We start from the raw sequence: 23962 nt of genomic DNA on the forward strand, positions 1-23962 counted from the left end.
AGGTCAGCCCGGCGTCCGTCTCCAAGGCGATCACGTTCCTGGAGAGCCAGGGCCTCGTCCGCCGGGAACAGGACGAACGCCGCCGCGAGCGCTACGTGGTCGACGACGATGTCTGGTACCAGTCGATGATCGCCAGCGCCCGTGCCACCGCCCAGCTCGTCGAGACCGCACGGCAGGGCGTCGCCGTCCTCGGCCCCGACACCCCGGCCGCCGCCCGCCTGGAGAACATCGCCCGCTTCCTCGACTTCGTCTCCGAGAGCATCACCCGCGCCGCGGAGCAGGCCCGCGAGATTCTCCACACGAAGCCCGAAACGACCTCGCGTGGCCCTGCCACGCCGGGTTCGGATCGCGGATAGCCGGGCGCCTCGATGGTCACGGCGATCGATGGCACCGCGGCGCAGGTGCCTGGCGTTGCGAGCCTCGCGGGTCACCGGGGGCCACCTGTGGCCCCTCACGCATCCGGGCCGCCGCAGGGCCCGGATCTCAGTGCGGCCGGGGTTGCCCGCTGTCGTCCGGGTCGGCGCGGGGGCGTGCGCGGAAGGCGCGGCGGTAGGTGTCCGGGGGTACGCCGACGGTCCGGTTGAAGTGCCGGCGCAGTGTGGTGGCGGTGCCCATGCCGGTGGCCGCCGCGATGGCGTCGACGCTGAGGTCGGTGTTCTCCAGCAACTCCTGGGCGCGGCGGATCCGTTGGGTGAGCAGCCATTGCAGTGGCGTGGTGCCGGTCGCCGTCCTGAAGTGGCGGCCGAGGTTGCGTGAGCTCATCCGTGCCCGGCGTGCCAGGTCCTCCACGGTCAGCGGCCGGTCGAGGCGTTGGATCACCCAGGGGAGCAGTGCGGCGAGCGGGTGGTCGTCCTGGGCGGGCACCGGGGTGGTGAGGAACTGGGCCTGGCCGCCGGCCCGGAGCGGCGGGACGACCAGGCGGCGGGCGACGGCGTTGGCGATCGACGAGCCGTGGTCGAGGCGGACGAGGTGCAGGCACAGGTCCAGCGCGGCGGCCTTGCCCGCGGAGGTGAGCACGCTGCCGTTGTCGACGTAGAGCACGTCCGGGTCGACCTCCACCCGGGGGTAGCGGGCGGCCAGCGCGTCGGTGTGCGCCCAGTGCGTGGTCGCGCGCCTGCCGTCCAGCAGGCCGGCTGCGGCCAGGACGAACGCGCCCGTGCAGAGGGAGGCCACGCGCGCACCCGCCTGGTGGGCCGCGCGCACCGCGTCGACCAGCTCGGCCGGCGGGTCCTCGTCGACGTCGGCCCAGGCGGGGACGATCACGGTGTCGGCGTGCCGGAGCCGGTCGAGCCCGAGGTCGGGCTCCAGTCGGAACCGGCCGACCCGCACGGCTTGCGGTCCGCAGACGGCGAGGTCGTACCAGGGGACCGCGACGGCGGCCGGGGCGTCGCCGAAGACCTCGTACGCCACGGACAGTTCGAAGTGCAGCATCCCGTCCGTGACGGCCAGTGCGACAGTGCCCATGTCCGGAATTGTACGCACCATGGCGTTCCGGACACTCACGGTGACGTGCCCGCCGGCGACAGGATGTCCGCAGCGGATCATTCGAACATGAGGGGGAGAAGCCATGGGATCGGCGCACACGGTGGTGGTGTTCGGCGCGTACGGGCACACCGGGCGGTTCGTGGTGGCGCAGCTGCGCGAGCGCGGGTTCGTCCCGGTGCTCTCCGGCCGCGACGGCGACAAGCTGCGGGCGATGGCCGCGGCCGAGCCCGGATCCGAGACCCGGCCTGCGGCGGAGGTCCGGCCTGCGTCGGTCGACGATCCGGCCTCGCTCGACCGTGCGCTGGCCGGTGCGGCCGCAGTGATCAACTGCGCCGGGCCGTTCGCCACGACCGCCGCCCCCGTGATCGAGGCGGCCCTGCGCGCCGGGATCCCGTACCTGGACGTGGCGGCCGAGGTCGAGGCCAACCTCGACACGTTCGCGCACTTCGCGGACCGCGCCCGCGCCGCGGGAGTGCTGATCGTCCCCGCGATGGCCTTCTACGGCGGCCTCGGCGACCTGTTGGCCACCGCGGCGATGGGCGACTGGACCGCGGCCGACGAGGCACACGTCGCGTACGGGCTGAACAGCTGGCACCCCACGGAAGGGACCCGCGCCGCGGGCCGGATCTCCCGGGAGCGGCGGGGCGGTAGGCGCGTGCTCTACACGAACGGGCAGCTGGAGTACCGCGACGACGCCCCGCCCACGCTGGAGTGGGCCTTCCCCGATCCGGTGGGCACCCGGTCCGTCATCGGGGAGTTCACGATGGCCGACGTCGTGACCCTCCCCAGCCACCTGGCCGTCCCCGAGGTGCGCACCTATATGACGACCGAGGCCGCCAGGGACCTGTCGGCCCCGGACACCCCGGCGCCGACCGCGGTCGACGAGCACGGGCGGTCCGCACAGACCTTCCTCGTCGATGTCGTCGTGCGCCGCGGCGGCGCCGAACGGCGTGCCGTGGCGAGGGGCCGGGACATCTACGCCGTCACCGCGCCGCTCGTGGTGGAAGCGGCCTCCCGCATCCTCGCGGGCGGGACGAAGACGGTCGGTGTCGCCTTCGCCGGCGAGATCTTCGACGCGCCCGACTTCCTCCGCGCGCTGTCCCCGCACATCTCGCTGGAACTGCGTCAGTAGCCGCGGCGCCGTCCGCCCGGACGGGCGCGGCCGGGGCTCAGAGCGTGACGGTGGCGCGGAAGAGGGTGGCGCCCGGTCCGGCCAGCTCGGTGTCCTTGCCGGTGGCCGGGAGGAAGGCCGACTCCCCGCGGGCGAGGTCGACCGTGCTGCCGTCGGCGGCGGTGAGGCGGGCGGTGCCGGCCGTGCAGAGCAGGATCTGCGGCGCGCGGCCGTCGATCCGCCGGGGCTCGGTGCCCAGGTCGAAGCGGGAGAGCCGGAACTCGTCGATCGGGACGGGGTAGAGCCCCTCGCCGGGGTTGTCGGCGACCGGGACGGGGCGCAGGACGTCCGGTGCGGCGGCCTCGAACTCGACGATCCTGAGCAGCTCGGGGACGTCGATGTGCTTGGGGGTGAGCCCGGCGCGCAGCACGTTGTCGGAGTTGGCCATGATCTCCACGGCGGTGCCGTAGAGGTAGCCGTGCGGCACACCGGCGCCGAGGTAGAGCGCCTCGCCCGGCTGGAGCCGGATGTGGTTGAGCAGCATCCCGGCGATCAGGCCGATGTCCCCGGGGAAGGTGCGGGTGATCCGGGTGTAGGCGGCGTACGGGCCGGCGGGGTCGGTCTCGGCGGCGCGTACGACGGCCTCGGCTACCTCGCCGACGACGGCGGCGGTGGTCGCCCCGTCCATCGAGAGGATGGCGGCGAGCGCCTCGCGCAGGGCCTCGCCCTCGGGGCGGCCGCGCAGGATCGCGATCACCGGGTCGAGCGCCGGTACCCGCAGTCCGGCGATCAGGTCGGCGGCGTCGGTGGGGTGACGGAAGCCGCAGAGGCCGTCGAACGCGTCGAGCGCGCAGATCAGTTCGGGCTTGTGGTTCGCGTCGCGGTAGTTGCGCTCGGGTGCGTCCAGCGGGATGCCCCTGGCCTGCTCGTCGGCGAACCCGGCGCGGGCCTGGGCGAGCGTCGGGTGGGCCTGGATGGAGAGCGGGATCCCGGCCGCCAGGACCTTGAACAGGAACGGCAGGCCGGGCCCGAAGCCGGCGACGGCGGCCGCGCCGAGTTCGCCCTGCGGGTCGGCGGCGATCAGCTCGTCGAGCGGGCGGGGCCCGTCGCCGCGGTCCACCCGGGAGGGGGCGCCGGGGTGGGCGCCCATCCACAGCTCGGCCTGCGGCTGCCCGGTGGGCTGCTGCCCGAGCAGCTCGGGGATCGCGGTGACCGACCCCCAGGCATACGGGCGGACGGTGTTGACGAGCCTGTCCATGGACGCGGTCCTACTCGCTGGCTGCAGTGACGTGGCAGTGCCGTGGGCGCCGGATCGCCGGGGTGTTCGGACCCCTGTGCGTGCGCGGGCGATCCTGGCAGAGGCTGCGTCTCGACCCTATCCGACGTACTGTACGGCCGGGCAACCGTGTGTTCGAGGGTCCCCGGGGTGCCGGGCCTGGGCCCGGCTGTCCGAGGAGTGCGGTATAGGATGCCGTTTCTCAGTTCTTTCCCACTGCCCGCGGGCCGTTGGCGAGGCTCCGCGTCCTTCCCGGTGCGGGCCGCGGCGACGTCTCCCGTGCGCCACTGTCCGGAAGGTTTGCACGTGACCGCGACCCAGCAGACTTTTGCTGATCTCGGCAAGGTGCTGGTGATCATTCCCACGTTCAACGAGGCCGAGAACGTCGGGCTGATCGTCGGACGGGTTCGGGCAGCGGTGCCCGAGGTCCACGTACTGGTGGCGGACGACAACAGCCCCGACGGCACCGGTGACATCGCCGACAAGCTGGCCGCCGACGACCCGCACGTGCAGGTGCTGCACCGCAAGGGCAAGGAGGGCCTGGGCGCCGCGTACCTCGCGGGCTTCCGCTGGGGCATCGACCACGGCTTCGACGTGCTGGTGGAGATGGACGCGGACGGCTCGCACCGCCCCGAGGACCTGCCCCGCCTGCTCACCGCGCTGCGCGGCGCCGACCTGGTGCTCGGTTCGCGCTGGGTGCCCGGCGGCGAGGTGGTCAACTGGCCGAAGTCGCGGCTGCTGCTCTCGCGCGGCGGTTCGCTGTACTCGCGGCTGATGCTGGACGTGCCGATCAAGGACGTCACCGGCGGCTACCGCGCGTTCCGCAAGGAGACGCTGCTCGGTCTGGGCATGGACCAGGTCGCCTCGGCCGGGTACTGCTTCCAGGTCGACCTGGCGTGGCGCACGGTCAAGGCCGGCTTCAAGGTCGCCGAGGTGCCGATCACCTTCGTCGAGCGTGAACTCGGCGCCTCCAAGATGAGCCGCAGCATCGTGGTGGAGGCTCTCTGGCGGGTCACCGCCTGGGGTCTCGGCGCCCGGTTCGAGCGGCTGACCGGCAAGAAGAAGTAGCCGGTCGCCCTCCCCGTAACGGCTTCCAGAGCAGCACCCGGACCCGCCTGATCCCAGGCGCCGGGTGCTGCTTTCGTATGTCCGCCCGGTCCGCCCGGCCGGCTGGAGCCGAGCCCGGCCGGGTGGCCTCAGACCTCAGACCTCAGGGCCCGCAGGGCTTGCCGGGGATCAGGGCGGCGGCCGGGAGGTGTTCCTCGGCCCACTTGGAGAGCTCCGCCAGGGCGGGTCCGAGCGCCGCGCCGGCCTCGGTGAGCCGGTAGCTGACCCGCAGCGGCGGGCCCTCGTCGACCTGGCGCAGCACGATCCCGGCCTCGGCCAGTTCGGTGAGCCGGTCGGAGAGCATCCGCTCGCTGATGCCGGGGATGGCCCGGCGCAGTTCGGAGAAGTACGCGGGGTTGTGGCTGAGGACGGCGATGACCAGGCCCGTCCAGCGCTTGCCGAGCAGCATGAACACCCGCGTCAGGGCCACGCCGGCGCCGGTGCAGGCCGCGGGTGTGTGGGTGAGGACTTCCTGGGGTGCCTCCTGCTGCGCCATTCCTACAGCCTACCGTCACTCCGCTAGTGACTGCAGAAAAGTAAGCTGCTACCGTAATGACAGCTGCGCAGGATTCCGCAGCAACTAATCTCCTGGAGGTACCGTCATGCCCGTGCTGCTGCACATCGACTCGTCCCCGTTCGCCGAGAGCTCCGTCTCCCGGGAGGTCTCCGCCGCCTTCCGTGCCGCCTGGCAGGCCCAGCACCCCGACGGCACCGTGATCCACCGTGACCTCGCCGCCGAGCCGCTGCCGCACCTGGACGCCGCCGGTATCAGTGCCGCCTTCGTACCCGCCGACCAGCGCAGCCCCGAGCAGGCCGCCGCGCTGGCCCTGCGCGAGCAGCTGTTCACCGAGCTGGAGCAGGCCGACGCGGTCGTCATCGGCGCCCCGATGTACAACTTCACGATCCCCTCCAGCCTCAAGGCGTGGCTCGACCACGTGATCCTGATGGGCCGCACCGCGGGCGACGCCCCCTCGGCCGCCGGCACGCCCGTCACCGTGGTCTCCTCCCGCGGCGGCTCGTACGGGCCCGGCACCCCGCGTGAGAGCTTCGAGTTCGTGACCACCTACCTGGAGAAGGTGCTCACCGGGATGCTCGGCCTGGACGTCGACTTCATCGTCCCGGAGTTCACCCTGGCCTCGGTGAACCCGGCCCTGGCGGAGTTCGTCGAGACCGCCAAGGCGTCCAAGGCCAAGGCGCTCCAGGACGCCGAGCAGAAGGCCAAGGCGCTCGCGGTCTGAGCGGGCAAGGGCCGGGACCAGCGGGACCGGCGGGACACGCGGTACGGACGTAACCCTGGAACGTGGGGACGCGGGACGGTCGGGGGGCCGTCACCCCTGCGGGCGAGCCGGGCGCGTCCACCCGGCGATCGGCGGCCGGAGCTTCCATGCTGGAGCGGACACGGCGGGCCGGCCCGACCCGACCCGGCGCAGCCGGGAGCCGACCGCCGACCAGGGAGCCGAAGTGACCACGTCCCCACCCGAGGACAGCTCCGGAGCGGCCGAGCAGGTGGGCCACAGCGCGGGGGCGCCACCGGTGCGCCCGCTGGAGATCGACGTCTTCACCGGCCCGGAGTCGGCCTTCTTCGCGACCTCGACCCTGATCCTCGGCGAGCGCTCGGCGATCCTGGTCGACGCCCAGCTGACCCGCAGCGCGGGGCGCGAGCTCGCCGAGTGGGTGGCCGGCAAGAACCGCCGGCTGCTGGCCATCGTCATCACCCACCACCACCCCGACCACTACTTCGGCGCGGAGGAGGTGCTGCGGCTCTTCCCGCAGGCGCAGCTGCTGGCCGCGCCGCCGGTGGTGGAGGGGATCATGCGTACGGCGGCGGCCAAGGTCGCCCAGTGGAAGCCGGTGTACGGGGACGACATCCCGGACCACCCGCTGGTGCCGGCCCAGCTGCTGCCGCAACCGCTGATGGTGGACCGCCAGCTGATCCCCGTCCTGCTGCTCGGCCAGGCCGACTGCGCCGGCTCGACCGTGGTGCACATCCCCGGCAGCCGGACGGTGATCGCCGGGGACTTCGTCTACAACGGCACCCATGTCTGGACGGCCGACACCACGCCCGAGGAGCGGGTGGAGTGGACCCGCAACCTGGGGCGGATCGCCGACCTCGGCGCGGAGCGGATCATCGCCGGGCACCGCGCGCCCGACCAGGACGACGCCGCGCTGCGGGTGCTCGCCTTCACCGGGGAGTACCTCCAGGACTTCGACGCCTGGCTGCGCGAGTACCCCGCGGACGTCGACGCGCTGATCGCGGCGATGGGAGAGCGCTACGGGGAGCTGACGCTGCCGGCCTTCCTGCGGCTCAGCGCCGCCGCCAACGTCGAGCGGGTGGCGCGCGAGCGCGCGGCGGAGCAGTCGACGGGGCAGGTGTCGGGGCCGGACGAGGCGTTCTGAGCGGTGTGCCTGAACGGCGTGCCTGAACGGGCCCGAGGGGGGTTCCGGCCGGCGGCCCCGGTGACGCCCCACGTGGGCGGATACTGACGGCATGACGGCGACGCAGTACGACGCGATCGTGCCGGCCGGTGGCGCGGCCCGCCGGCTCGGCGGGGCCGACAAGCCGGGCCTCACGGTGGGTGAGTCGACCCTGCTCGACCGGGTTCTGGCGGCCTGCGCGGGCGCCCGCACCACCGTGGTGGTCGGGCCCGTCCGGCCGACCTCGGGCGGCGCACCGCGCTGGACCAGGGAGCAGCCGCCGGGTGGCGGTCCGGTGGCGGCCGTCGCCGCCGGGCTGGCGTATGTGACGGCCGGGACGGTGCTGCTGCTCGCCGCGGACCTGCCCTTCCTCGACGAGCGGACCGTACGCAGGCTGATCGGCGCCCTGGACGAGCCGGACCCGGCGGCGGGGGAGGACGAGAGCGCGGGGGAGGGCGGGGGCGAGGGCCCCGAGGCCGTGCTGCTGGTGGACGCCGCCGGCCGGGACCAGCCGCTCGCCGCCGCCTACCGCACCGCCGCGCTGCGCCGCGCGCTCGCCGAGCTGGGCGACCCGGCCGGGCAACCGCTGCGCCGCCTCACCGGCGGGCTGCGGACGGTGCGCCTGGCGGACACCGAGGGCGTCACCTACGACTGCGACACCTGGGAGGAGCTCGCCCAGGCCCGCGAGCGCGACCGGGCGGAATCGTCCGGCGCCGGACGTACCACCTGGTGAGACCGGCCGGGGGCCGGACCTCACCGTGGGGCGCGGCCCCGCGTGAGCGAAGCGACCCCGGACGGTCATCGCCGGAAGGCCCCCGGCACGCCGTTGATCAGGCAGCATGGGGCTATGGAGCGCACGCTGAATGACTGGATCGCCGAGGTCAGTGCCGAACTCGGCATCGAGCTCGATGTCGACGTGCCCGGGCTGCTGGACATGACCAGGGTGGTCGCCCACCAGGTCGCGAGACCGGCGGCGCCGCTGACCGCCTTCCTGGTCGGGTACGCCGCCGCCCAGCAGGGCGGGGGCGCCGCGGCCGTCGCCCAGGCCAACAAGCGGGTGGCCGAGCTGGCCGAGCGCCGCACCGGCGAGGCACCACCGGAGCGGGCATGACCGCCGGCACCCGGCCGAGCCGGGCCACCCCGCGCTCCGCCCACGCCCCCGCGCCGGCCCCCGTACCCGCCCCCGTAACCGCGCCGACGCCGGCCGCCGTCCCCACGCCGGCCGCCGGGTCGGCTCAGGGCCGGGCCGTGCGGCCGGGCCCGGCCGGCGAGCTGCCCTGGCCCGGGGCCCGCGAGGTGGCTCTGGCGGCGGGCCGGCGCACGCTGCCCACCCTCGAACTCGACCTCGCCGACGCGCTCGGCCACACCCTCGCCGAGCCGCTCGCCGCGCTCACCGACCTCCCCGCTTTCGACACCTCCGCGATGGACGGCTGGGCCGTCGCGGGCCCCGGCCCCTGGCGCCCGGCCGGCCGGCTGCTGGCCGGCGCACCCGCCCGGCCGCTGGCCGACGGCGCGGCCGTCGAGATCGCCACCGGCGCCCAGCTCCCGCCCGGCGCCACCGCCGTACTGCGCCGCGAGCACGGCGTCCTCGACGGCCCGCTGCTGCGCGAGGGCACCTCGGGCGGCCTGGCGCCGGGCCAGGACGTGCGCCCCCGCGGCCAGGAGTGCCGCCGCGGCGAGCAGCTGCTCCCGGCCGGCACCGTGGTCGGCCCGGCGGTGCTCGGCCTGGCCGCCGCCTGCGGCCACGACCGGCTGACCGTCCGTCGCCGGCCCACCGTCGAGCTGCTGGTGCTCGGCGACGAACTGCTGGACTCCGGCCTGCCGGAGCCCGGGCTGGTCCGCGACGCGCTCGGCCCGCTGCTCCAGCCCTGGCTGCGCGCGGCCGGCTGTGAGGTGATCGCCCGGCGCTCGGTCCGGGACGACTTCGGGCTGCTGCGGGACGCGATCCGCCGCTCGCCCGCCGACGTGGTCGTCACCACCGGAGCCACCGCCGCCGGGCCGGTGGACTTCCTGCACCGCGCGCTGGAGGCGGCCGGCGCCCGGCTGCTGGTGGACGGTGTGGCCGTTCGCCCCGGGCACCCGATGCTGCTCGCGGAGCTCGCCGACGGCCGCCACCTGGTGGGGCTGCCCGGCAATCCGCTGGCCGCCGTCGCGGGTACCGTCACCCTCGCCCTGCCGCTGCTGCACCGCCTGGCCGGCCGTGCCGCCGCGGAGCCGTGCACCACACCGGCCGCCGCCGACCTGCCCGGCCACCCGCGCGACACCAGGCTGCTGCCCGTCCTGCGCACCGCGCGGGGCGCCCTGCCGCTGGCCTTCGACGGCCCCGCGATGCTGCGCGGCCTCGCGCTGGCGGAGGCGTTCGCGGTGGTACCGCCCGGTGGCGTCCGGGCCGGGGTCTGCGTGGAGCTGCTGGCCGTACCGTGAGCGACCGGGCCCGGCGGCTCGCGGCGGGCCGCCGGGCCTGCGGCCGGGTCAGACTGCCGGGTCACCCGGGCGTGTGCCGCGGGCGCGGTGGCAGGCGTCCTGCCCGCCGGCAGGGGAGCGAAGCGGCGCCCGGGGAGCGGGTATTGACCGGACGTCGGTGCCGGGCCGGGTGTCCGGGCGGGCGTAGCGTGGCGGCCATGCGAGCCATCACGATTCCCCATCCCGGCGGCCCCGAGGCACTCGTTTGGGCCGATGTCCCCGATCCGGTCCCAGCCGCCGGCGAGGTCCTGGTCGAGGTCGCGGCGACCGCCGTCAACCGCGCCGACCTGTTGCAGCGCCAGGGCCTGTACGACCCGCCGCCGGGCACGCCGCCGTACCCGGGGCTGGAGTGCTCGGGGCGGATCGTCGCGCTCGGCCAGGGCGTCGCCGGGTGGGGCATCGGCGACGAGGTGTGCGCGCTGCTGTCCGGTGGCGGGTACGCGGAGCGGGTGGCGGTGCCCGCCGGGCAGCTGCTGCCGGTGCCCCGCGGGCTGAACCTGGAGCAGGCCGCCGCGCTGCCGGAGGTGACGGCGACGGTCTGGTCGAACCTCTTCATGGTGGCGCACCTGCGGCCCGCGGAGACGGTGCTGCTGCACGGCGGGGCGAGCGGGATCGGGACCATGGCGATCCAGCTGGCCAAGGCGGTCGGCGCCCGGGTGCTGGTCACGGCGGGCAGCGCGGAGAAGCTGGCGCGCTGCGCCGAGCTGGGCGCGGACGTCGGCATCAACTACCGGGAGCAGGACTTCGCGGAGGCCGTCGGCAAGGCCACGGACGGCGCGGGCGTGGACGTCGTGCTCGACATTATGGGTGCGAAGTACCTGGAGCGGAACGTCGACTCGCTGGCGGTGAACGGGCGGCTGGTGATCATCGGTCTGCAGGGCGGGGTGAAGGCCGAGTTGAACCTGGGCGTGCTGCTGCGCAAGCGGGCGGCCGTGGCCGCCACCAACCTGCGGGGGCGTCCGCTGGCGGAGAAGGCGGCGATCGTGGCGGCGGTGCGCGAGCACGTCTGGCCGCTGGTCGAGTCCGGGGTGGTGCGGCCGGTGGTGCACGAGGTGCTGCCGCTCGCGCAGGCCGCGGCCGCGCACCGGCTGGTGGAGTCGGGGGCGCACGTGGGCAAGGTGGTGCTGCGGGTGTGAGTGCTGCGGGTGTGAGCGCTGCCCCTGTGCGGAGGGCGCGCGGGTATGGGCGGGTATCGAGGAGAGTCCGTGGGGGTGTTCGGGGGTGGTCCGACCGCTCTTTCGAAATGCCCGGAATATCGGATTGTGTGACGCTGGTGCGGAGCTGTCCCGCCGCCGACCACGCCAGAAACGCGTGGTCGGCCGTCGGAAGGACCTCCGTCCGTGACTGCATCTTCGAACGCGTTCTCCGCGCTCCCACTCCCCGCGCCGCCGCCCGGCGGGGCTCCCGCCTGCTCCCTCGGCGACGCCCTCGTCCCGCGCCGCGCCCCCATCTCCGCTGCCGCCCGTACGTCCGGCGGCGCTGCGGGTGCCGCCCCTACGGCCGCCCGGGTGGGGCGCCGTGGCCGGATCGCCGTGGCCGCCGCCGGGTTCGCCCTGCCGCTGCTGCTGGCGGGCCCGGCCCTCGCCGCGTCCGGTGACCAGCCCGAGGTGGGCAGCGCGCGGGCGGCCTGGCCCGTGCCGGCCGCCCAGGCCGGGGCGGCCGAGGCCGCTCCCGATGGCCTTGGGCCGCTGCCGGGCCCGGACGCCGGTGCCGAAGCTGTAGCCGAAGCCGTCGCCGTGGACGAGCCGCCGCTGCTCGCCGCGCCGATCGAGGAGCCCGCAGGCGCGGCCGAGGCGGAGCCGGCCGAGGAGTCGGCTCCGGTGCCCGAGGCCGTGGCGCCGCCCTCCGCCGAACCGCTGCCCGCCCCCGCGCCCGCCCCGGCCCCCGCGCCCTCGGCGGCGCCGTCGGGAGCGCCGTCCCCGCCGCCCGCCCCCGTGGAGCTGCCGTCCGCCCCCGGGGCCCGCCCGCTCTCCGGGCCGGCCCAGCACCAGGACGGCCGCTCGCCCGCGCCCGCCCCTGTGCCGCGCCCCGCACCGCTGGCCCAGCCGGCGAAGCCCGTCCAGTCCGTCCGGCCTGCTCAGCTGCCGATGTCGAAGGACGTGGGCCCGGCGTGGGAGAGCCCGCTGTGGGAGAACGCGGCCTGGAGCGCCGCGCTCTGGGACAGGTCGGCCTGGCAGCTCCCGGTCCGGGAGGGTACGGACAGGGAGAGCACGGCCAGGGAGAGTGTCGTCCGTGACGACCCCGTCCGCGACGGCGTGGTCCGGGAAGGGCCCGTCCTGGTGCGCCGGCACCGGGCCGCGCTGGCTCCCGAGCGGCCCGCCACGGGCGGCCGGCTCGACCTCGGGGCCCCCGCCCGCGCGCCGCGCGGTCCGGCCGGGTCCGCACCGGACGCGGAGCCGGGCCTGGACGCGGCCGGGCCGGCCACCCAGGACCAGGCCGGGCCCGACCAGCTCGCCGCCGTCCCCTCGCCGGTGGCGATCCCCACGCACTGGCGGGACGCGTCGACGCTGCAGCTGCCGCTCGGCGCGGGCCTGGCCCTGATCGGCTGCGGCGTCGGCCTGATCGGCCTGCGGATGCGCCGGGGCTGACCCGGCCCGCTCCGCCGAGTCGCGCCGGCGCCGCCGGTACTCCCCGCGGTCCGGTGGCCGCGTACGGTGAGCCACACCCTGTCTCCACGGTTGCCGGAACCACGGGCCGGTCGGCAGCGTCCCAGGTGACACCGCCTGGCGCGGACCCCGCCCGGCCGCAGAGTCGTGCCCGCGGGGGCTTGAGCCGGACCAACCCCAGTGAGGGAGAATGCTGTTCATGACGAAGCCGATGAACGAGCGCTCGCAGCAGGAGTTGTACCAGGCGTCGGCCGGGCAGTCCGACGACAACCCGAAGGTGCTGGTCGTCGGACCGGACGGGCTGCCCATCGGCGAGGGGTTCGCCCGTTTCGGAGCGGACGAGGGCGCCGAGCCGCGTGAACTTCCGGTCACCGAGATGGTGGAGCAGCCGGCCAAGGTGATGCGGATCGGCAGCATGATCAAGCAGCTGCTGGAGGAGGTCAGGGCCGCGCCTCTGGACGAGGCCAGCCGGGTCCGGCTGAAGGACATCCACGCCAGCTCCATCAAGGAGTTGGAGCTGGGCCTCGCCCCCGAGCTGGTCGCGGAGCTGGAGCGGCTCTCGCTGCCCTTCACCGAGGACACCATCCCGACCGAGGCCGAGCTGAGGATCGCCCAGGCCCAGCTGGTGGGCTGGCTGGAGGGGCTGTTCCACGGCATCCAGACCGCGCTGTTCGCCCAGCAGATGGCCGCCCGGGCGCAGTTGGAGCAGATGCGCCGTGCGCTGCCGCCCGGCCTGCACGGCGGCGAGCACGACGGCGAGGAGCCAGGCGAGGGCCGGGGGATCCGGTCCGGCCCGTACCTCTGAGCCACTGGCGGCGGGTACAAGGCCGGGGGCCTGGGTACAGTGTCGGCCCTGCACAGAGCGGTGACGCCCGGAGCCGATACCCTGACCCCTGTCGCAGGCCCGCCGAGGCCGCGGCGGGGGTCGGGCGGGCCGGGCGAGGCCGCCGGATCCGGTACGGACGAGACGAGACGTCACGGCGGCGGTCGCACACCGCGCCGAGGGGGAGCAGAGGACCATGAGCGAGGACGGCACCGCGGGTCAGGGCTACTCCCTGGGCAACGGCAGGTACGAGCTGCAGCACCTGCTCGGTGAGGGCGGCATGGCCTCCGTCCACCTGGCGTACGACCGGGTCCTGGACCGTCAGGTCGCGGTGAAGACGCTGCACACCGAGCTCGGCCGCGAGCAGTCCTTCCGGGAGCGGTTCCGGCGTGAGGCGCAGGCCGTCGCGCGGCTGGAGCACACCAACATCGTCACGGTCTACGACTCCGGTGAGGACGTCGCGGCCGACGGCGCCACCACGCCGTACATCGTGATGCAGCTCGTCGAGGGCAAGCCGCTGCGCGACGTGCTCAACGAGGAGATCGCCCAGCACGGCGCGATGCCCAACGAGCGCGCCCTGAAGATCACAGCCGGGGTGCTGGCGGCGCTGGAGGCCTCGCACGACGCCGGCCTGGTGCACCGCGACATCAAGCCCGGCAACGTGATGTTCGACCGCAAGGGCGTCGTCAAGGTGATGGACTTCGGCATCGCCCGCGCGCTGCAGTCCGGTGTCACCTCGATGACCCAGACCGGCATGGTCGTCGGCACCCCGCAGTACCTCTCGCCGGAGCAGGCGCTCGGCAAGAGCGTGGACGCCCGCTCGGACCTCTACTCGGTCGGCTGCATGCTGTTCGAGCTGCTCACCGGCCAGCTGCCGTTCGACGGGGACTCCCCGTTCTCGATCGCGTACAAGCACGTGCAGGAGGAGCCGCCGACGCCGTCCTCGCTGAACCGCGCGGTGACCCCGGCGATCGACGCCCTGGTCGCGCGCGCCCTGCGCAAGGACCCGGCGCACCGCTTCCCCACCGCCGAGGCGATGCGCGAGGAGGTCGAGCGGGTCCTCGGGGGCTCCGGCAGCCCGCTCCAGGCCAGCACCCCGCTGGTGATCGGCGAGGGCCCGCGTTCCGCGCACGCCTCCGGTTCGCTCACCGGTATGCCGCAGGTGCCGGGCGACATCCGTACGCCGGCCCCGCACGTGCAGCAGCCGTACCAGCAGGCCACCCCGCCGCCGTACGGGCCGCAGACCCCGCCGCCGGCCTTCCCGCAGGCGCCGCAGTACCAGACGCCGCCACCGCAGCAGCAGTACCAGACCCCGCCACCGCAGTACCGGACGCCGCCGCCGGCGTTCCCGCAGCAGGCGCACACCCCGGCTCCGATGCCGATGCCGCAGCCGATGCCCATGCCGATGCCGACGCTGGTGCCCGCCCCGGCGAAGAACAGCAACGGCTGCTCCACCGCGCTGGTGATCGTCGGGATCATCCTCGGTGTGATCGTCCTCGCGGTCATCATCATGGCCATCGTGATCACCAAGGCGGATGACGGTAACTCCAGCACCAAGTACGCTCCTCGTCCCGCCACCGTTCTGCACACCGAGGACCTCGGCCCGCTCGACGGCGGCCTCGTCTGACGTGCGCGGCCCGGACGGGCCGGGCCACGACGGGCTGCCCGAGGCGGTAGCGTTCTAGGGATACGAAGCGACAGGGCGACCGCGATCCGAGCGAAGGCCCGGGGCGAGGAGCGATGGCAAACACGCATCAGCCGGGCGACAACGAGGGTGACCGGGAGGACGGTTGGGCCGACGGCACCGGCCCGACCGCTGCGATGTCTTCGTCCGCCGGGGGCCGGGGCGGCCCGCAGACGCCCGGGCGCGGCACGGCCGCGCCGCTGGGCACCGTCGGTGACGGCCGCTACCGCCTGACCCACCGGCTCGGCCGTGGCGGCATGGCCGAGGTGTTCGCCGCCCAGGACGTCCGGCTCGGCCGGACCGTCGCCGTCAAGCTGCTGCGGCCCGAACTCGCCCAGGACGACATCGCCCGGCTGCGGTTCGGCCGGGAGGCGCAGTCCGTCGCGGGCCTGAACCACCACTCGATCGTGGCGGTCTACGACACCGGCGAGGAGCACGTCGGCGAGGAGTCCACGCCGTACATCGTGATGGAGCTGGTCGAGGGCCGCACCGTCCGCGAGCTGCTCGTGGACGAGGAGGCGCCGCCGGTCGACCAGGCGCTGATCATCATCGCCGGCGTCCTGGAGGCGCTCGCGTACAGCCACCGGCACGGCATCGTGCACCGTGACATCAAGCCCGCCAACGTGATCATCACGACCGCCGGTGCGGTCAAGGTGATGGACTTCGGCATCGCCCGCGCGCTGACCGGCGCCGCCAGCACCATGACCCAGACCGGCATGGTCATGGGCACCCCGCAGTACCTCTCGCCCGAGCAGGCCCTCGGCAAGCCGGTCGACCACCGCTCCGACCTCTACGCGGCCGGCTGCATGCTCTACGAACTGCTGACGCTGCGCCCGCCGTTCACCGGCGACACCCCGCTCTCGGTGGTCTACCAGCACGTCCAGGACACCCCCGTACCGCCCTCGCAGGCCAACCACCGGGTGCCGGGCGAGCTGGACGCGCTGGTGCTGCGCTCGCTGGCGAAGAACCCGGACGACCGCTTCCAGGACGCCGACGAGTTCCGGGCCCACCTCCAGCACGCGCTGCGCGAGATGCACGGTACGGCCGGCGCCGGCTACGCGGCCGGTGCGGCGGCCGCCGCCGCTGCCGCCGCCGGGCTGGCCGCGGCCGGTCAGGGCCCCGGCAGCACGCCCAGCAACGGGACGGGCGGCTACCCGGGTTCGCCGAGCGGCGGGACGGCCATGACGGCCCCACTCGGCGGCGTGGGCGGTGGCGAGCCGACCTCGGTGCTGCCGTACCAGTCCGGTGGCGGGTACGGGACCCCGTCCGGCCCGTACCAGCCGGGCAGCGGGCGCTACGACGACGACGGGGACGACGAGCACCCGCGCCGGCAGCTCTGGGGCTGGGTGGCGGGCGTGGTGGCGGTGGTCGCGGCGGCCGGCATCGGCATCGCCCTCGCGGTGAACGGCAGCCACGGCCCGGGGACGAAGGACAACTCGCCCAGCGTGCCGGTGGCGACCACCACCTCGGCCCCGCCGACCACCGGGACGGCCCCCTCGCCGACGGCGCCGCCGTCCACCTCGCAGACCAGGCGGCCGACCACCCCGGTGCCCAACGACAACCAGAACACCGTGCCCTCACAGCCGACGACCAGGCACACCTCGGCGCCGACCCAGCCGATGTCGCCGTCGGCCACCGCGAGCCGGTCGCCCAGTGCCACGGCCTCGGCGAGCAGCTCGGCGACCTCGACCCCGACGGGCGGGGCGAGCGCGACCAGCACGCCCACCGGCACCGGGAACCCGCCCCCGGTGACCACGACGCCCAAGCCGCCGACGCCGGACGCCTCGCCGCCGGCCCCCTGACCGGCCGGGCCCGGAACCATCGGCCCCGAACCGCCGCCGCCCGGCCCCCTGACCGGGGCCGGGCGGTGCTGTTCCCGGGCCGCTCCCAGGCCGGGGCTCAGTTCGCGAAGGCGTCCAGCACCTGCTCGTACTCCTGGCACCACCACGCCAGCTGCCCCGCCGCAGCCGCGAACAGCGGGTCGGCGCGGTGGTCGCCGCGCTGGTAGTGCCACTGGAGCATCCAGAAGTCGTTCAGCCGCTCCCACCACACCCGGTGCGTGGCCGCCGCCAGTTGTTCCGCGGTGGCGGCGCCGGTGGCCCGGTAGGCCTGGGAGTAGTGGCGGACCCGGACGAGATCGAGCACGCCGCCGACCGGGTCGTTGAAGAGCAGTGTGGCGCCGCGGACGGCCTCCTCGGCGCGGGGCTGGCGGCCGAGCTTGTCCCAGTCCAGGACCGCCGCGACCCGGCCGCCGCGGTAGAGCAGGTTGAGGCCGTGGAAGTCGCCGTGGGTCCAGCCGGTGGGCGGTGCGGCGTGCGGGGCGGGCCGGCGGTGGGCGTAGCCGCGGAGCAGGTCGAGCCGCTCGGTGAGCCGCCGCTCGGCGAGCTCGTCGAAGGCGCCGTGCGGCCGCCGGGCGCGGGCCCGGCGGCGCAGTTCCCGGGCGATCCTGGCGCTGTCGTGGGGGTCGGCGGTGCGGTAGCCGGCGGGTTGTGCGGTGGGGGCGCAGACCTCGTCGAGCGCGCCGTGCACCCGGCCGAGCAGCGCGCCCAGCTCGTCGCACTGCGGAGTTTCGAGCTCGGTGCCGTGCCGGTGGCCGCCCTCCACCCAGGGGAACAGTGCGAAGAGCCGGCCGCCGTGGGCGGTGACCGTCCGGCCGTCGGAGTCGGCCAGCGGCGGTGAGGTGGGCAGGCCCAGGGCGTGCAGCGCGGCGCTCGCGCGGTGCTGGGCGACGATCGCGGGGCGGTTGGCGGTGGCGGCGTCGACGTAGCACTTCAGGAAGTACGTACCGGCCTCGGTGGTGACCCGGTACCCCCGGTTGAGCAGCCCCTCCGCGACGGGTACGGCGGAGAGCGGCCGGCCCACCCGGTGGGTCTCCAGCACCCCGCCGAGGACGGCCGGCGGGACGGGCGGACTGAGCGTCCCTATCGGCGGTGCGGAGAGGTCGGGGCGGGCCGGGGCGCAGGCGAGGGTCTGGCTGTACGTCACAGCCGCAGCGTAGGGCCCCCAGGCGGGGGCCCTTGACAGGTCGTCAGAAGTGTGATCAGTGCTGCTGGTCGGCCTGGTGGCGGGCCACGAACGCGGCGGCCTGGGTGCGCCGTTCCATGCCCATCTTGGCGAGCAGGCTGGACACGTAGTTCTTGACCGTCTTCTCCGCCAGGTGCAGTTCGTTGCCGATCTGGCGGTTGGTCATCCCCTCGCCGATCAGGTCGAGGATGCGGCGCTCCTGCTTGGTCAGCTGGGCGAGCCGCCCGTCCTCCTTCTCCCCGCCGGCGCGCAGCCGCTCCAGCACCCGGCTGGTGGCGAGGGGGTCGAGCAGGGACTTGCCGGCCGCCACGTCCCGGACGGCGGCGATCAGGTCGGTGCCGCGGATCGCCTTGAGCACGTAGCCGGAGGCGCCGGCCATGATCGAGTCGAAGAGCGCCTCGTCGTCGGAGAAGGAGGTCAGCATCAGGCACCTGATCTCCGGCAGCCGGGAGCGGACCTCCCGGCAGACCTCGACCCCGTTGCCGTCCGGCAGCCGTACGTCCAGCACCGCGACGTCGGGGTGCACCGCGGGGATCCGGCTGAGCGCCTCGGCGACGGTGCCGGCCTCGCCGACCACCTCGATGTCCTCCTCGACGCTCAGCAGCTCATGGACGCCTCGGCGGACCACCTCATGATCATCAAGTAGGAATACCCGGATTTGTCCGTTTCCAGTCACGCCCAAAGACTCCCATATCGGTCCACAAAAGGCCCATGGTCCGCAGCGGCCCTCCCGTCCGATCCCGCCGGAGAAGGCAAAACCGATGCCCTGTACCCCCTTACGCGGAGGCCTTTGCCCGGATAGCGTGCGCTGGTGTCCTGACGGCACCGATGTGAGAGCTGCGCCACACCCGCAGCCCTCGGGACGTGAACAGCTAGGACGTCCTAGCTCCGGCGCACCGCAAGGTGTTGCTGGGTAACGTTCTCGTGAGGGACGCCGTCGGAGAAGGATCACCACCTGCCCCGCACTCGGCGCGCACACCCACGCGCGCCCCGCGGGGCGGTGACCGGACCGGTCACCGGCGACCCCGGGCGGCCGGACAGACCGAGGAGTGAACGTGACCGTCAAAAGCACGGCGAGGGCGAAGAAGAAGGCCGCCCCCGGCGTCCCTGGCACCCACAGTGCGCTCGCCGCGGCAGCGGCGCAGCAGCCGGAGCTCGTACAGTTGCTCACCCCGGAGGGCGAGCGGCTGGAGCACCCGGACTACCCGCTGGCCACCACCCCGGACGAGCTGCGCGCGCTGTACCGCGACCTCGTCCTGGTGCGGCGCTTCGACGCCGAGGCCACCGCGCTGCAGCGCCAGGGCGAGCTCGGCCTGTGGGCGTCACTGCTCGGGCAGGAGGCAGCCCAGGTCGGCTCCGGTCGCGCGATGCGCCCGGGCGACTACGCCTTCCCGACCTACCGGGAGCACGGCGTCGCGTGGTGCCGGGACGTGGACCCGCTGAACCTGCTCGGCATGTTCCGCGGCGTGAACCACGGCGGCTGGGACCCGAACGAGAAGAACTTCCACCTCTACACCATCGTGATCGGCTCGCAGACGCTGCACGCGACCGGCTACGCGATGGGCATCACCCGGGACGGCGCCGACGACGCGGTGATCGCGTACTTCGGCGACGGTGCCTCCAGCCAGGGTGACGTCAACGAGGCCTTCACCTTCGCCTCGGTCTACAACTCCCCGGTCGTCTTCTTCTGCCAGAACAACCAGTGGGCGATCTCCGAGCCGACCACCAACCAGACGAAGATCCCGCTCTACCGCCGCGCCTCCGGCTTCGGCTTCCCGGGTGTCCGGGTGGACGGCAACGACGTGCTGGCCTGCCTCGCGGTGACCCGCTGGGCGCTGGACCACGCCCGCAGCGGCAACGGCCCGGTGCTGATCGAGGCGTTCACCTACCGGATGGGCGCCCACACCACCTCCGACGACCCGACCCGCTACCGGCTCGCCGAGGAGACCGAGGCCTGGCGCGCCAAGGACCCGATCTCCCGCCTCAAGGCCCACCTGGAGAAGGAGGGCCTGGCCGACGAGGCGTTCTTCGCCTCCGTCGAGACCGAGAGCGAGCAGCTGGGTCTGCGGGTGCGCGAGGGCGTCCGCTCCATGCCCGACCCGGACCCGACCCTGATCTTCGACCACGTCTACGCCGAGCCGCACACGCTGGTGGACGAGGAACGGGCCGAGTACATCGCCTACGCGGCGTCCTTCGAGGGCGGGGAGAACCTCTGATGGCAGGTCAGCTCAGCATCGCCAAGGCGCTCAACGACGCCCTGCGCAAGTCGCTGGAGAACGACCCGAAGACCTTGCTCATGGGCGAGGACATCGGCAAGCTCGGCGGCGTCTTCCGGATCACCGACGGCCTGCAGAAGGACTTCGGCGAGAGCCGGGTCATCGACACCCCGCTCGCCGAGTCCGGCATCGTCGGCACCGCGATCGGCCTCGCGCTGCGCGGCTACCGGCCCGTGGTGGAGATCCAGTTCGACGGCTTCGTCTACCCCGCCTTCGACCAGATCGTCTCCCAGCTCGCCAAGATGCACGCCCGTGCGCTGGGGCACGTCAAGATGCCCGTCACCATCCGCATCCCGTACGCGGGCGGCATCGGCGCGGTCGAGCACCACAGCGAGTCCCACGAGGCGTACTTCGCGCACACCGCGGGCCTGCGGGTGGTCAGCCCTTCCAACGCCCACGACGCGCACTGGATGCTGCGCCAGTCCATCGAGTCCGACGACCCGGTGATCTTCCTGGAGCCCAAGCGCCGCTACTGGGACAAGGGTGAGGTCGGCGACTCGGCCGACCTCGGCCTGTACGACGCGCGGATCGTGCGCCCCGGCACCGACGCCACGCTGATCGCGTACGGGCCGATGGTCAAGGTCTGCCAGGAGGCCGCCGCGGCGGCCGAGGAGGACGGCCGCCGGCTGGAGGTCGTGGACCTGCGCTCGCTCTCCCCGGTGGACTTCGCGACGCTGGAGGAGTCGGTGCGGCGTACCGGCCGCGGCATCGTGGTGCACGAGGCGCCGGTCTTCATGGGCATGGGCGCCGAGCTGGCCGCCCGCCTCACCGAGCGCTGCTTCTACCACCTGGAGGCGCCGATCCTGCGGGTCGGCGGCTACCACGCGCCGTACCCGCCGTCCCGGGTGGAAGAGGCCTTCCTGCCGGACCTGGACCGCGTGCTCGACGCCGTCGACCGCGCGCTCGCGTACTGATCCCAGGAGCGATGATGACCACCGAAGTTCGCTCGCTCCGCGAGTTCAGGATGCCCGACGTCGGCGAGGGGCTCACCGAGGCCGAGATCCTCAGCTGGTACGTCAAGCCGGGCGACACCGTCACGGACGGCCAGGTCGTCTGCGAGGTGGAGACCGCGAAGGCCGCGGTCGAGCTGCCGATCCCCTTCACCGGGACGGTCGAGCAGCTGTTCTTCCCCGAGGGGTCGACGGTCGACGTCGGCACCGTGATCATCTCGGTGGCGGTGGCCGGTGCGGCCGACGCCGACGCCGCGGTCCAGGCCCCCGCGGCCACCCCGGCGGCTGCTCCGGCCGCCGTGCCGGGGCCGGTCGAGGAGGCGGTGCCGGAGCGCCGCGAGGTGCTGGTCGGCTACGGCCCCCGCACCGGCGGCACGCAGCGCCGGGCCCGGCGGACCGCCGCGGCGTCCGCCGCGGCGGCACCCGCTGCCGCCGCTCCGGTCGCGGCGCCCGCCCCCGTGGCGGTGCCCGTGCCCATGCCGGTCCCGGTGCTGCCCGAGCAGCCGACCGGCACGGCCGGTGAGCGGCCGCTGGCGAAGCCGCCGGTGCGCAAGCTCGCCAAGGACCTCGGCATCGACCTGAGGACGGTCACCCCGACCGGCCGGGACGGCGTGATCACCCGCGAGGACGTGCACGCGGCCGCCGCGCCGGCGCCCGCTCCCGTGGCGGTGCCCGCCGCCGCGCCGATCGCCGAGGTGGCTCCCGAGCAGGCGCCCGCCCCCGTCCTCGCGGCGTCCGTCTTCGCCGGGACGGCCGGCGCGGGCGACATCCGGGTGCCGGTCAAGGGCGTACGCAAGGCGACCGCGCAGGCGATGGTGGCCTCGGCCTTCACCGCCCCGCACGTCACCGAGTTCGTCCAGGTCGACGTCACCCGGACGATGAAGTTCGTCCGTCGGCTCAAGGAGACCGGCGAGCTGGGCGCGGACGTCCGGGTCAGCCCGCTGCTGCTGGTCGCCAAGGCCCTGCTGACGGCGATCAAGCGGCACCCGGAGATCAACGCCCAGTGGGACGAGGCGGCCCAGGAGATCGTCATCAAGGGGCAGGTGAACCTCGGCATCGCCGCGGCCACCCCGCGCGGCCTGATCGTGCCCAACATCAAGGACGCGGGCGGCAGGACGCTCTCCGGCCTGGCGCGCTCGCTCGGTGAGCTGATCGACACCGCTCGGCAGGGCAAGACCTCGCCCGCCGACATGCAGGGCGGCACCGTCACGATCACCAACGTCGGCGTCTTCGGCGTCGACACCGGCACCCCGATCCTCAACCCCGGCGAGGCCGCCATCCTGGCCTTCGGCGCGGTACGGGACATGCCGTGGGTGCACAAGGGCAAGGTGGTGCCGCGTCAGGTCACCACGCTGGCGCTCTCCTTCGACCACCGTCTGGTGGACGGCGAGCTCGGCTCCAAGGTGCTGGCGGACGTCGCCGCGCTGCTGGAGCGCCCCAAGCGCCTGATCACCTGGGGCTGACCCCGGGATCCGGCGCCGCAGGCGCCGAACGCGTCAAGGCACCGAACCTGCCGAACAGGGCCGTACCCCTCACCGCCGTGAGGGGTACGGCCCTGCCGGTTCTCCGTGCGGACGCTCAGGCCTGGTTGCGCAGGCGCCGCACGGCGAACAGGGCGGCGGCGCCGAGGGCGAGGACCGCGGCGGCGGCGCCGGCCAGCAGGCCGTTGGAGCCGTTCGACCCGGTCTGCGCCAGCTCCGCGGTGGCCGCAGCGGCGGCGGTGGGGGTCGGCGCGGCGGCCGTCGGGGCGGCGGGGGTGGTGGCCGCCGGCGTGGCGGTGACCGCCGGGGCGGGGCTCTGCTCGGCCACCGGCTTCGCGGCAGCGACAGGGGCGGCCGGCTTGGCTTGGGTGGCGGGCTTGGCAGGGGCCGCCGACGGCTTGGCGGTGGCGGTGGCGGTGGGCTTGGCGGCGGCCGGCGCGGCCTTCGGGTGGGTGATCTTCAGGGTGTGCAGATCCGAACGCCCGGCGTAGCGAGCCGTCGTTCCCCACGCGTCCGTCACCAGCATCAGCTCACTCTGGCTCTGCGGGGAGTCCGGCGAGAGCGCGATCCGGAACATGAAGTTGGCGGCCCGGTCGTGCGGCAGCGGCTGAGCGAGGACGTTCGTCTCGGCATCGATCGTCGGACCGCAGCCCGGAGTGGTCCCGAGCCGCTTCCAGGTGCCGTTCTGCATCACCTCGACGGTGACGTCCTTCGCCCGGATGGCGGCGCCCTTGGAGGCCATCAGGCCGAAGGTGGGGTGAGCCATCGACTGGTCGGTCGAGCTCGTGTTGGTCATCGACAGCCCGACCTCGACCCACTTGCCGTCGGCGGCGATGGTGTCGAAGCTGAACGGCTTGAACTCGCCGGCGGGGTGGACGATCTCGCCACGCTCCTCGGCGCCGTCGGTCGTCCGCGGGGAGGAGAAGCGATCGTCCCCGCAGGCCCAGGCGGCGCCGGCCCCCGGCAGCAGCGGCAGCCCGGCGCTGATGACCAGTGCGGCGACGCCGGCGGTGACGGCGGAACGGCGGGAGAGCGAGGGGACGTTCTTCGTGAAAGCGGAGATAACGGGCGCGCGCATGATGTGTTCCCCCAGGGACATGGTGCTGACGGTGTGTTGGGTGAAGGTGGCCGGTCCGCTCCTGCTGAGCAGTGGAGCGTGCCCGGTCCCGCCGGTCTCGCTCTCCGTGCCTTCATCCCTAAAGACGTCCATCCCCGCCGGGGGTTGCAGGTGGTTCCGAGGTTTCTTTTCGAGGATCACCCG

The 23962-nt window shown here is 74.3% G+C and carries 20 protein-coding genes and 2 pseudogenes; 16 read left to right on the top strand and 6 right to left on the bottom strand.

The genetic code is table 11. The features are described 5' to 3' along the window. Positions 1-356: pseudogene (locus tag ACIBH3_RS09330) on the top strand (MarR family transcriptional regulator); the annotation flags it as partial. A 127-nt stretch (positions 357-483) separates the two neighbouring features. Here ACIBH3_RS09330 and ACIBH3_RS09335 read toward each other — a convergent pair. Next, the gene (locus ACIBH3_RS09335; protein ID WP_396311317.1) at positions 484-1464 is read right to left on the bottom strand and encodes a helix-turn-helix domain-containing protein; all 981 of its coding nucleotides are present in this window, start codon (positions 1462-1464) and stop codon (positions 484-486) included. A 103-nt stretch (positions 1465-1567) separates the two neighbouring features. On the opposite strand from ACIBH3_RS09335, the gene ACIBH3_RS09340 reads away from it, so the two are divergent. Beyond that, positions 1568-2617 carry a saccharopine dehydrogenase family protein gene (locus tag ACIBH3_RS09340; RefSeq protein ID WP_396311318.1) on the top strand — a complete coding sequence of 350 codons (1050 nt, stop codon included), beginning with the start codon at positions 1568-1570 and terminating at the stop codon, positions 2615-2617. Positions 2618-2654: 37 nt separating this feature from the next. Here the strand turns inward: ACIBH3_RS09340 and manA are convergent, their stop codons facing one another. Continuing rightward, the gene (gene manA / locus ACIBH3_RS09345; RefSeq protein WP_396311319.1) at positions 2655-3854 is read right to left on the bottom strand and encodes a mannose-6-phosphate isomerase, class I; all 1200 of its coding nucleotides are present in this window, start codon (positions 3852-3854) and stop codon (positions 2655-2657) included. Between the two features lie 324 nt (positions 3855-4178). Here manA and ACIBH3_RS09350 point away from each other — a divergent pair, with 324 nt between their 5' ends. Further along, positions 4179-4940 carry a polyprenol monophosphomannose synthase gene (locus ACIBH3_RS09350; protein ID WP_396311320.1) on the top strand — a complete coding sequence of 254 codons (762 nt, stop codon included), beginning with the start codon at positions 4179-4181 and terminating at the stop codon, positions 4938-4940. 142 nt (positions 4941-5082) lie between these two features. Here the strand turns inward: ACIBH3_RS09350 and ACIBH3_RS09355 are convergent, their stop codons facing one another. Further along, positions 5083-5475, bottom strand: a complete 393-nt coding sequence (locus ACIBH3_RS09355) for a winged helix-turn-helix transcriptional regulator (protein ID WP_396311321.1) — start codon at positions 5473-5475, stop codon at positions 5083-5085. 106 nt (positions 5476-5581) lie between these two features. Here ACIBH3_RS09355 and ACIBH3_RS09360 point away from each other — a divergent pair, with 106 nt between their 5' ends. From ACIBH3_RS09360 to ACIBH3_RS09405, 10 genes and pseudogenes are all read left to right on the top strand, one after another. After that, positions 5582-6217, top strand: coding sequence for an FMN-dependent NADH-azoreductase (locus ACIBH3_RS09360; RefSeq protein WP_396311322.1), 636 nt, complete (start codon positions 5582-5584; stop codon positions 6215-6217). Positions 6218-6440: 223 nt separating this feature from the next. After that, positions 6441-7376, top strand: coding sequence for an MBL fold metallo-hydrolase (locus ACIBH3_RS09365; RefSeq protein WP_396311323.1), 936 nt, complete (start codon positions 6441-6443; stop codon positions 7374-7376). A 91-nt stretch (positions 7377-7467) separates the two neighbouring features. Beyond that, positions 7468-8091: pseudogene (locus ACIBH3_RS09370) on the top strand (molybdenum cofactor guanylyltransferase); the annotation flags it as partial. A 150-nt stretch (positions 8092-8241) separates the two neighbouring features. Next, a complete protein-coding gene (locus tag ACIBH3_RS09375; RefSeq protein ID WP_396311324.1) occupies positions 8242-8505 on the top strand; it encodes a DUF6457 domain-containing protein in 264 nt (87 codons plus the stop codon). Next, the gene (locus tag ACIBH3_RS09380) at positions 8502-9818 is read left to right on the top strand and encodes a molybdopterin molybdotransferase MoeA (protein ID WP_396311325.1); all 1317 of its coding nucleotides are present in this window, start codon (positions 8502-8504) and stop codon (positions 9816-9818) included. The genes ACIBH3_RS09375 and ACIBH3_RS09380 overlap by 4 nt, the downstream gene beginning before the upstream one ends. A gap of 197 nt (positions 9819-10015) precedes the next feature. Further along, on the top strand, positions 10016-10993 hold the full coding sequence (locus tag ACIBH3_RS09385) for an NAD(P)H-quinone oxidoreductase (RefSeq protein ID WP_396311326.1): 978 nt from the start codon (positions 10016-10018) through the stop codon (positions 10991-10993). Between the two features lie 204 nt (positions 10994-11197). Beyond that, positions 11198-12445: a hypothetical protein gene (locus tag ACIBH3_RS09390; protein ID WP_396311327.1), complete on the top strand. Its 1248-nt coding sequence runs from the start codon at positions 11198-11200 to the stop codon at positions 12443-12445. Positions 12446-12662: 217 nt separating this feature from the next. After that, entirely contained in the window at positions 12663-13268 is a 606-nt protein-coding gene (locus ACIBH3_RS09395; protein ID WP_396311328.1) for a bacterial proteasome activator family protein, read from the top strand. A gap of 214 nt (positions 13269-13482) precedes the next feature. Beyond that, positions 13483-14913: a protein kinase gene (locus ACIBH3_RS09400; RefSeq protein ID WP_396311329.1), complete on the top strand. Its 1431-nt coding sequence runs from the start codon at positions 13483-13485 to the stop codon at positions 14911-14913. Positions 14914-15107: 194 nt separating this feature from the next. Continuing rightward, positions 15108-16772, top strand: coding sequence for a protein kinase (locus ACIBH3_RS09405; protein WP_396311587.1), 1665 nt, complete (start codon positions 15108-15110; stop codon positions 16770-16772). 97 nt (positions 16773-16869) lie between these two features. Here the strand turns inward: ACIBH3_RS09405 and ACIBH3_RS09410 are convergent, their stop codons facing one another. Together ACIBH3_RS09410 and ACIBH3_RS09415 are read right to left on the bottom strand one after the other, a co-directional pair. Next, positions 16870-17955, bottom strand: coding sequence for a phosphotransferase enzyme family protein (locus ACIBH3_RS09410; RefSeq protein ID WP_396311330.1), 1086 nt, complete (start codon positions 17953-17955; stop codon positions 16870-16872). A gap of 55 nt (positions 17956-18010) precedes the next feature. Next, positions 18011-18670, bottom strand: a complete 660-nt coding sequence (locus ACIBH3_RS09415; protein WP_396311331.1) for a response regulator — start codon at positions 18668-18670, stop codon at positions 18011-18013. A gap of 379 nt (positions 18671-19049) precedes the next feature. Here ACIBH3_RS09415 and pdhA point away from each other — a divergent pair, with 379 nt between their 5' ends. Genes pdhA through ACIBH3_RS09430 form a run of 3 tightly spaced genes read left to right on the top strand, consistent with a single transcriptional unit; the run spans position 19050 to position 22683 of the window. Then, positions 19050-20210 carry a pyruvate dehydrogenase (acetyl-transferring) E1 component subunit alpha gene (pdhA, locus tag ACIBH3_RS09420; protein WP_396311332.1) on the top strand — a complete coding sequence of 387 codons (1161 nt, stop codon included), beginning with the start codon at positions 19050-19052 and terminating at the stop codon, positions 20208-20210. Then, positions 20210-21184, top strand: a complete 975-nt coding sequence (locus tag ACIBH3_RS09425) for an alpha-ketoacid dehydrogenase subunit beta (RefSeq protein ID WP_396311333.1) — start codon at positions 20210-20212, stop codon at positions 21182-21184. The genes pdhA and ACIBH3_RS09425 overlap by 1 nt, the downstream gene beginning before the upstream one ends. 14 nt (positions 21185-21198) lie before the next feature. Continuing rightward, positions 21199-22683, top strand: coding sequence for a dihydrolipoamide acetyltransferase family protein (locus tag ACIBH3_RS09430; RefSeq protein ID WP_396311334.1), 1485 nt, complete (start codon positions 21199-21201; stop codon positions 22681-22683). Positions 22684-22798: 115 nt separating this feature from the next. Here ACIBH3_RS09430 and ACIBH3_RS09435 read toward each other — a convergent pair whose 3' ends face one another. Continuing rightward, positions 22799-23779, bottom strand: a complete 981-nt coding sequence (locus tag ACIBH3_RS09435) for an LPXTG cell wall anchor domain-containing protein (protein WP_396311335.1) — start codon at positions 23777-23779, stop codon at positions 22799-22801. Positions 23780-23962: the final 183 nt, after the last annotated feature.

The organism is Kitasatospora sp. NPDC050543, from assembly GCF_044457565.1.
In the GTDB taxonomy this organism is placed as follows: Bacteria; Actinomycetota; Actinomycetes; order Streptomycetales; family Streptomycetaceae; genus Kitasatospora.

What these genes read in the sequence shown, in the direction of transcription:
- ACIBH3_RS09335 (WP_396311317.1), bottom strand. Translation starts at nt 1,464, where the DNA reads ATGGGCACTGTCGCACTGGCCGTCACGGACGGGATGCTGCACTTCGAA.
- ACIBH3_RS09340 (WP_396311318.1), top strand. Translation starts at nt 1,568, where the DNA reads ATGGGATCGGCGCACACGGTGGTGGTGTTCGGCGCGTACGGGCACACC.
- manA (WP_396311319.1), bottom strand. Translation starts at nt 3,854, where the DNA reads ATGGACAGGCTCGTCAACACCGTCCGCCCGTATGCCTGGGGGTCGGTC.
- ACIBH3_RS09355 (WP_396311321.1), bottom strand. Translation starts at nt 5,475, where the DNA reads ATGGCGCAGCAGGAGGCACCCCAGGAAGTCCTCACCCACACACCCGCG.
- ACIBH3_RS09360 (WP_396311322.1), top strand. Translation starts at nt 5,582, where the DNA reads ATGCCCGTGCTGCTGCACATCGACTCGTCCCCGTTCGCCGAGAGCTCC.
- ACIBH3_RS09375 (WP_396311324.1), top strand. Translation starts at nt 8,242, where the DNA reads ATGGAGCGCACGCTGAATGACTGGATCGCCGAGGTCAGTGCCGAACTC.
- ACIBH3_RS09380 (WP_396311325.1), top strand. Translation starts at nt 8,502, where the DNA reads ATGACCGCCGGCACCCGGCCGAGCCGGGCCACCCCGCGCTCCGCCCAC.
- ACIBH3_RS09385 (WP_396311326.1), top strand. Translation starts at nt 10,016, where the DNA reads ATGCGAGCCATCACGATTCCCCATCCCGGCGGCCCCGAGGCACTCGTT.
- ACIBH3_RS09395 (WP_396311328.1), top strand. Translation starts at nt 12,663, where the DNA reads ATGACGAAGCCGATGAACGAGCGCTCGCAGCAGGAGTTGTACCAGGCG.
- ACIBH3_RS09400 (WP_396311329.1), top strand. Translation starts at nt 13,483, where the DNA reads ATGAGCGAGGACGGCACCGCGGGTCAGGGCTACTCCCTGGGCAACGGC.
- ACIBH3_RS09405 (WP_396311587.1), top strand. Translation starts at nt 15,108, where the DNA reads ATGTCTTCGTCCGCCGGGGGCCGGGGCGGCCCGCAGACGCCCGGGCGC.
- ACIBH3_RS09425 (WP_396311333.1), top strand. Translation starts at nt 20,210, where the DNA reads ATGGCAGGTCAGCTCAGCATCGCCAAGGCGCTCAACGACGCCCTGCGC.
- ACIBH3_RS09430 (WP_396311334.1), top strand. Translation starts at nt 21,199, where the DNA reads ATGACCACCGAAGTTCGCTCGCTCCGCGAGTTCAGGATGCCCGACGTC.
- ACIBH3_RS09435 (WP_396311335.1), bottom strand. Translation starts at nt 23,779, where the DNA reads ATGCGCGCGCCCGTTATCTCCGCTTTCACGAAGAACGTCCCCTCGCTC.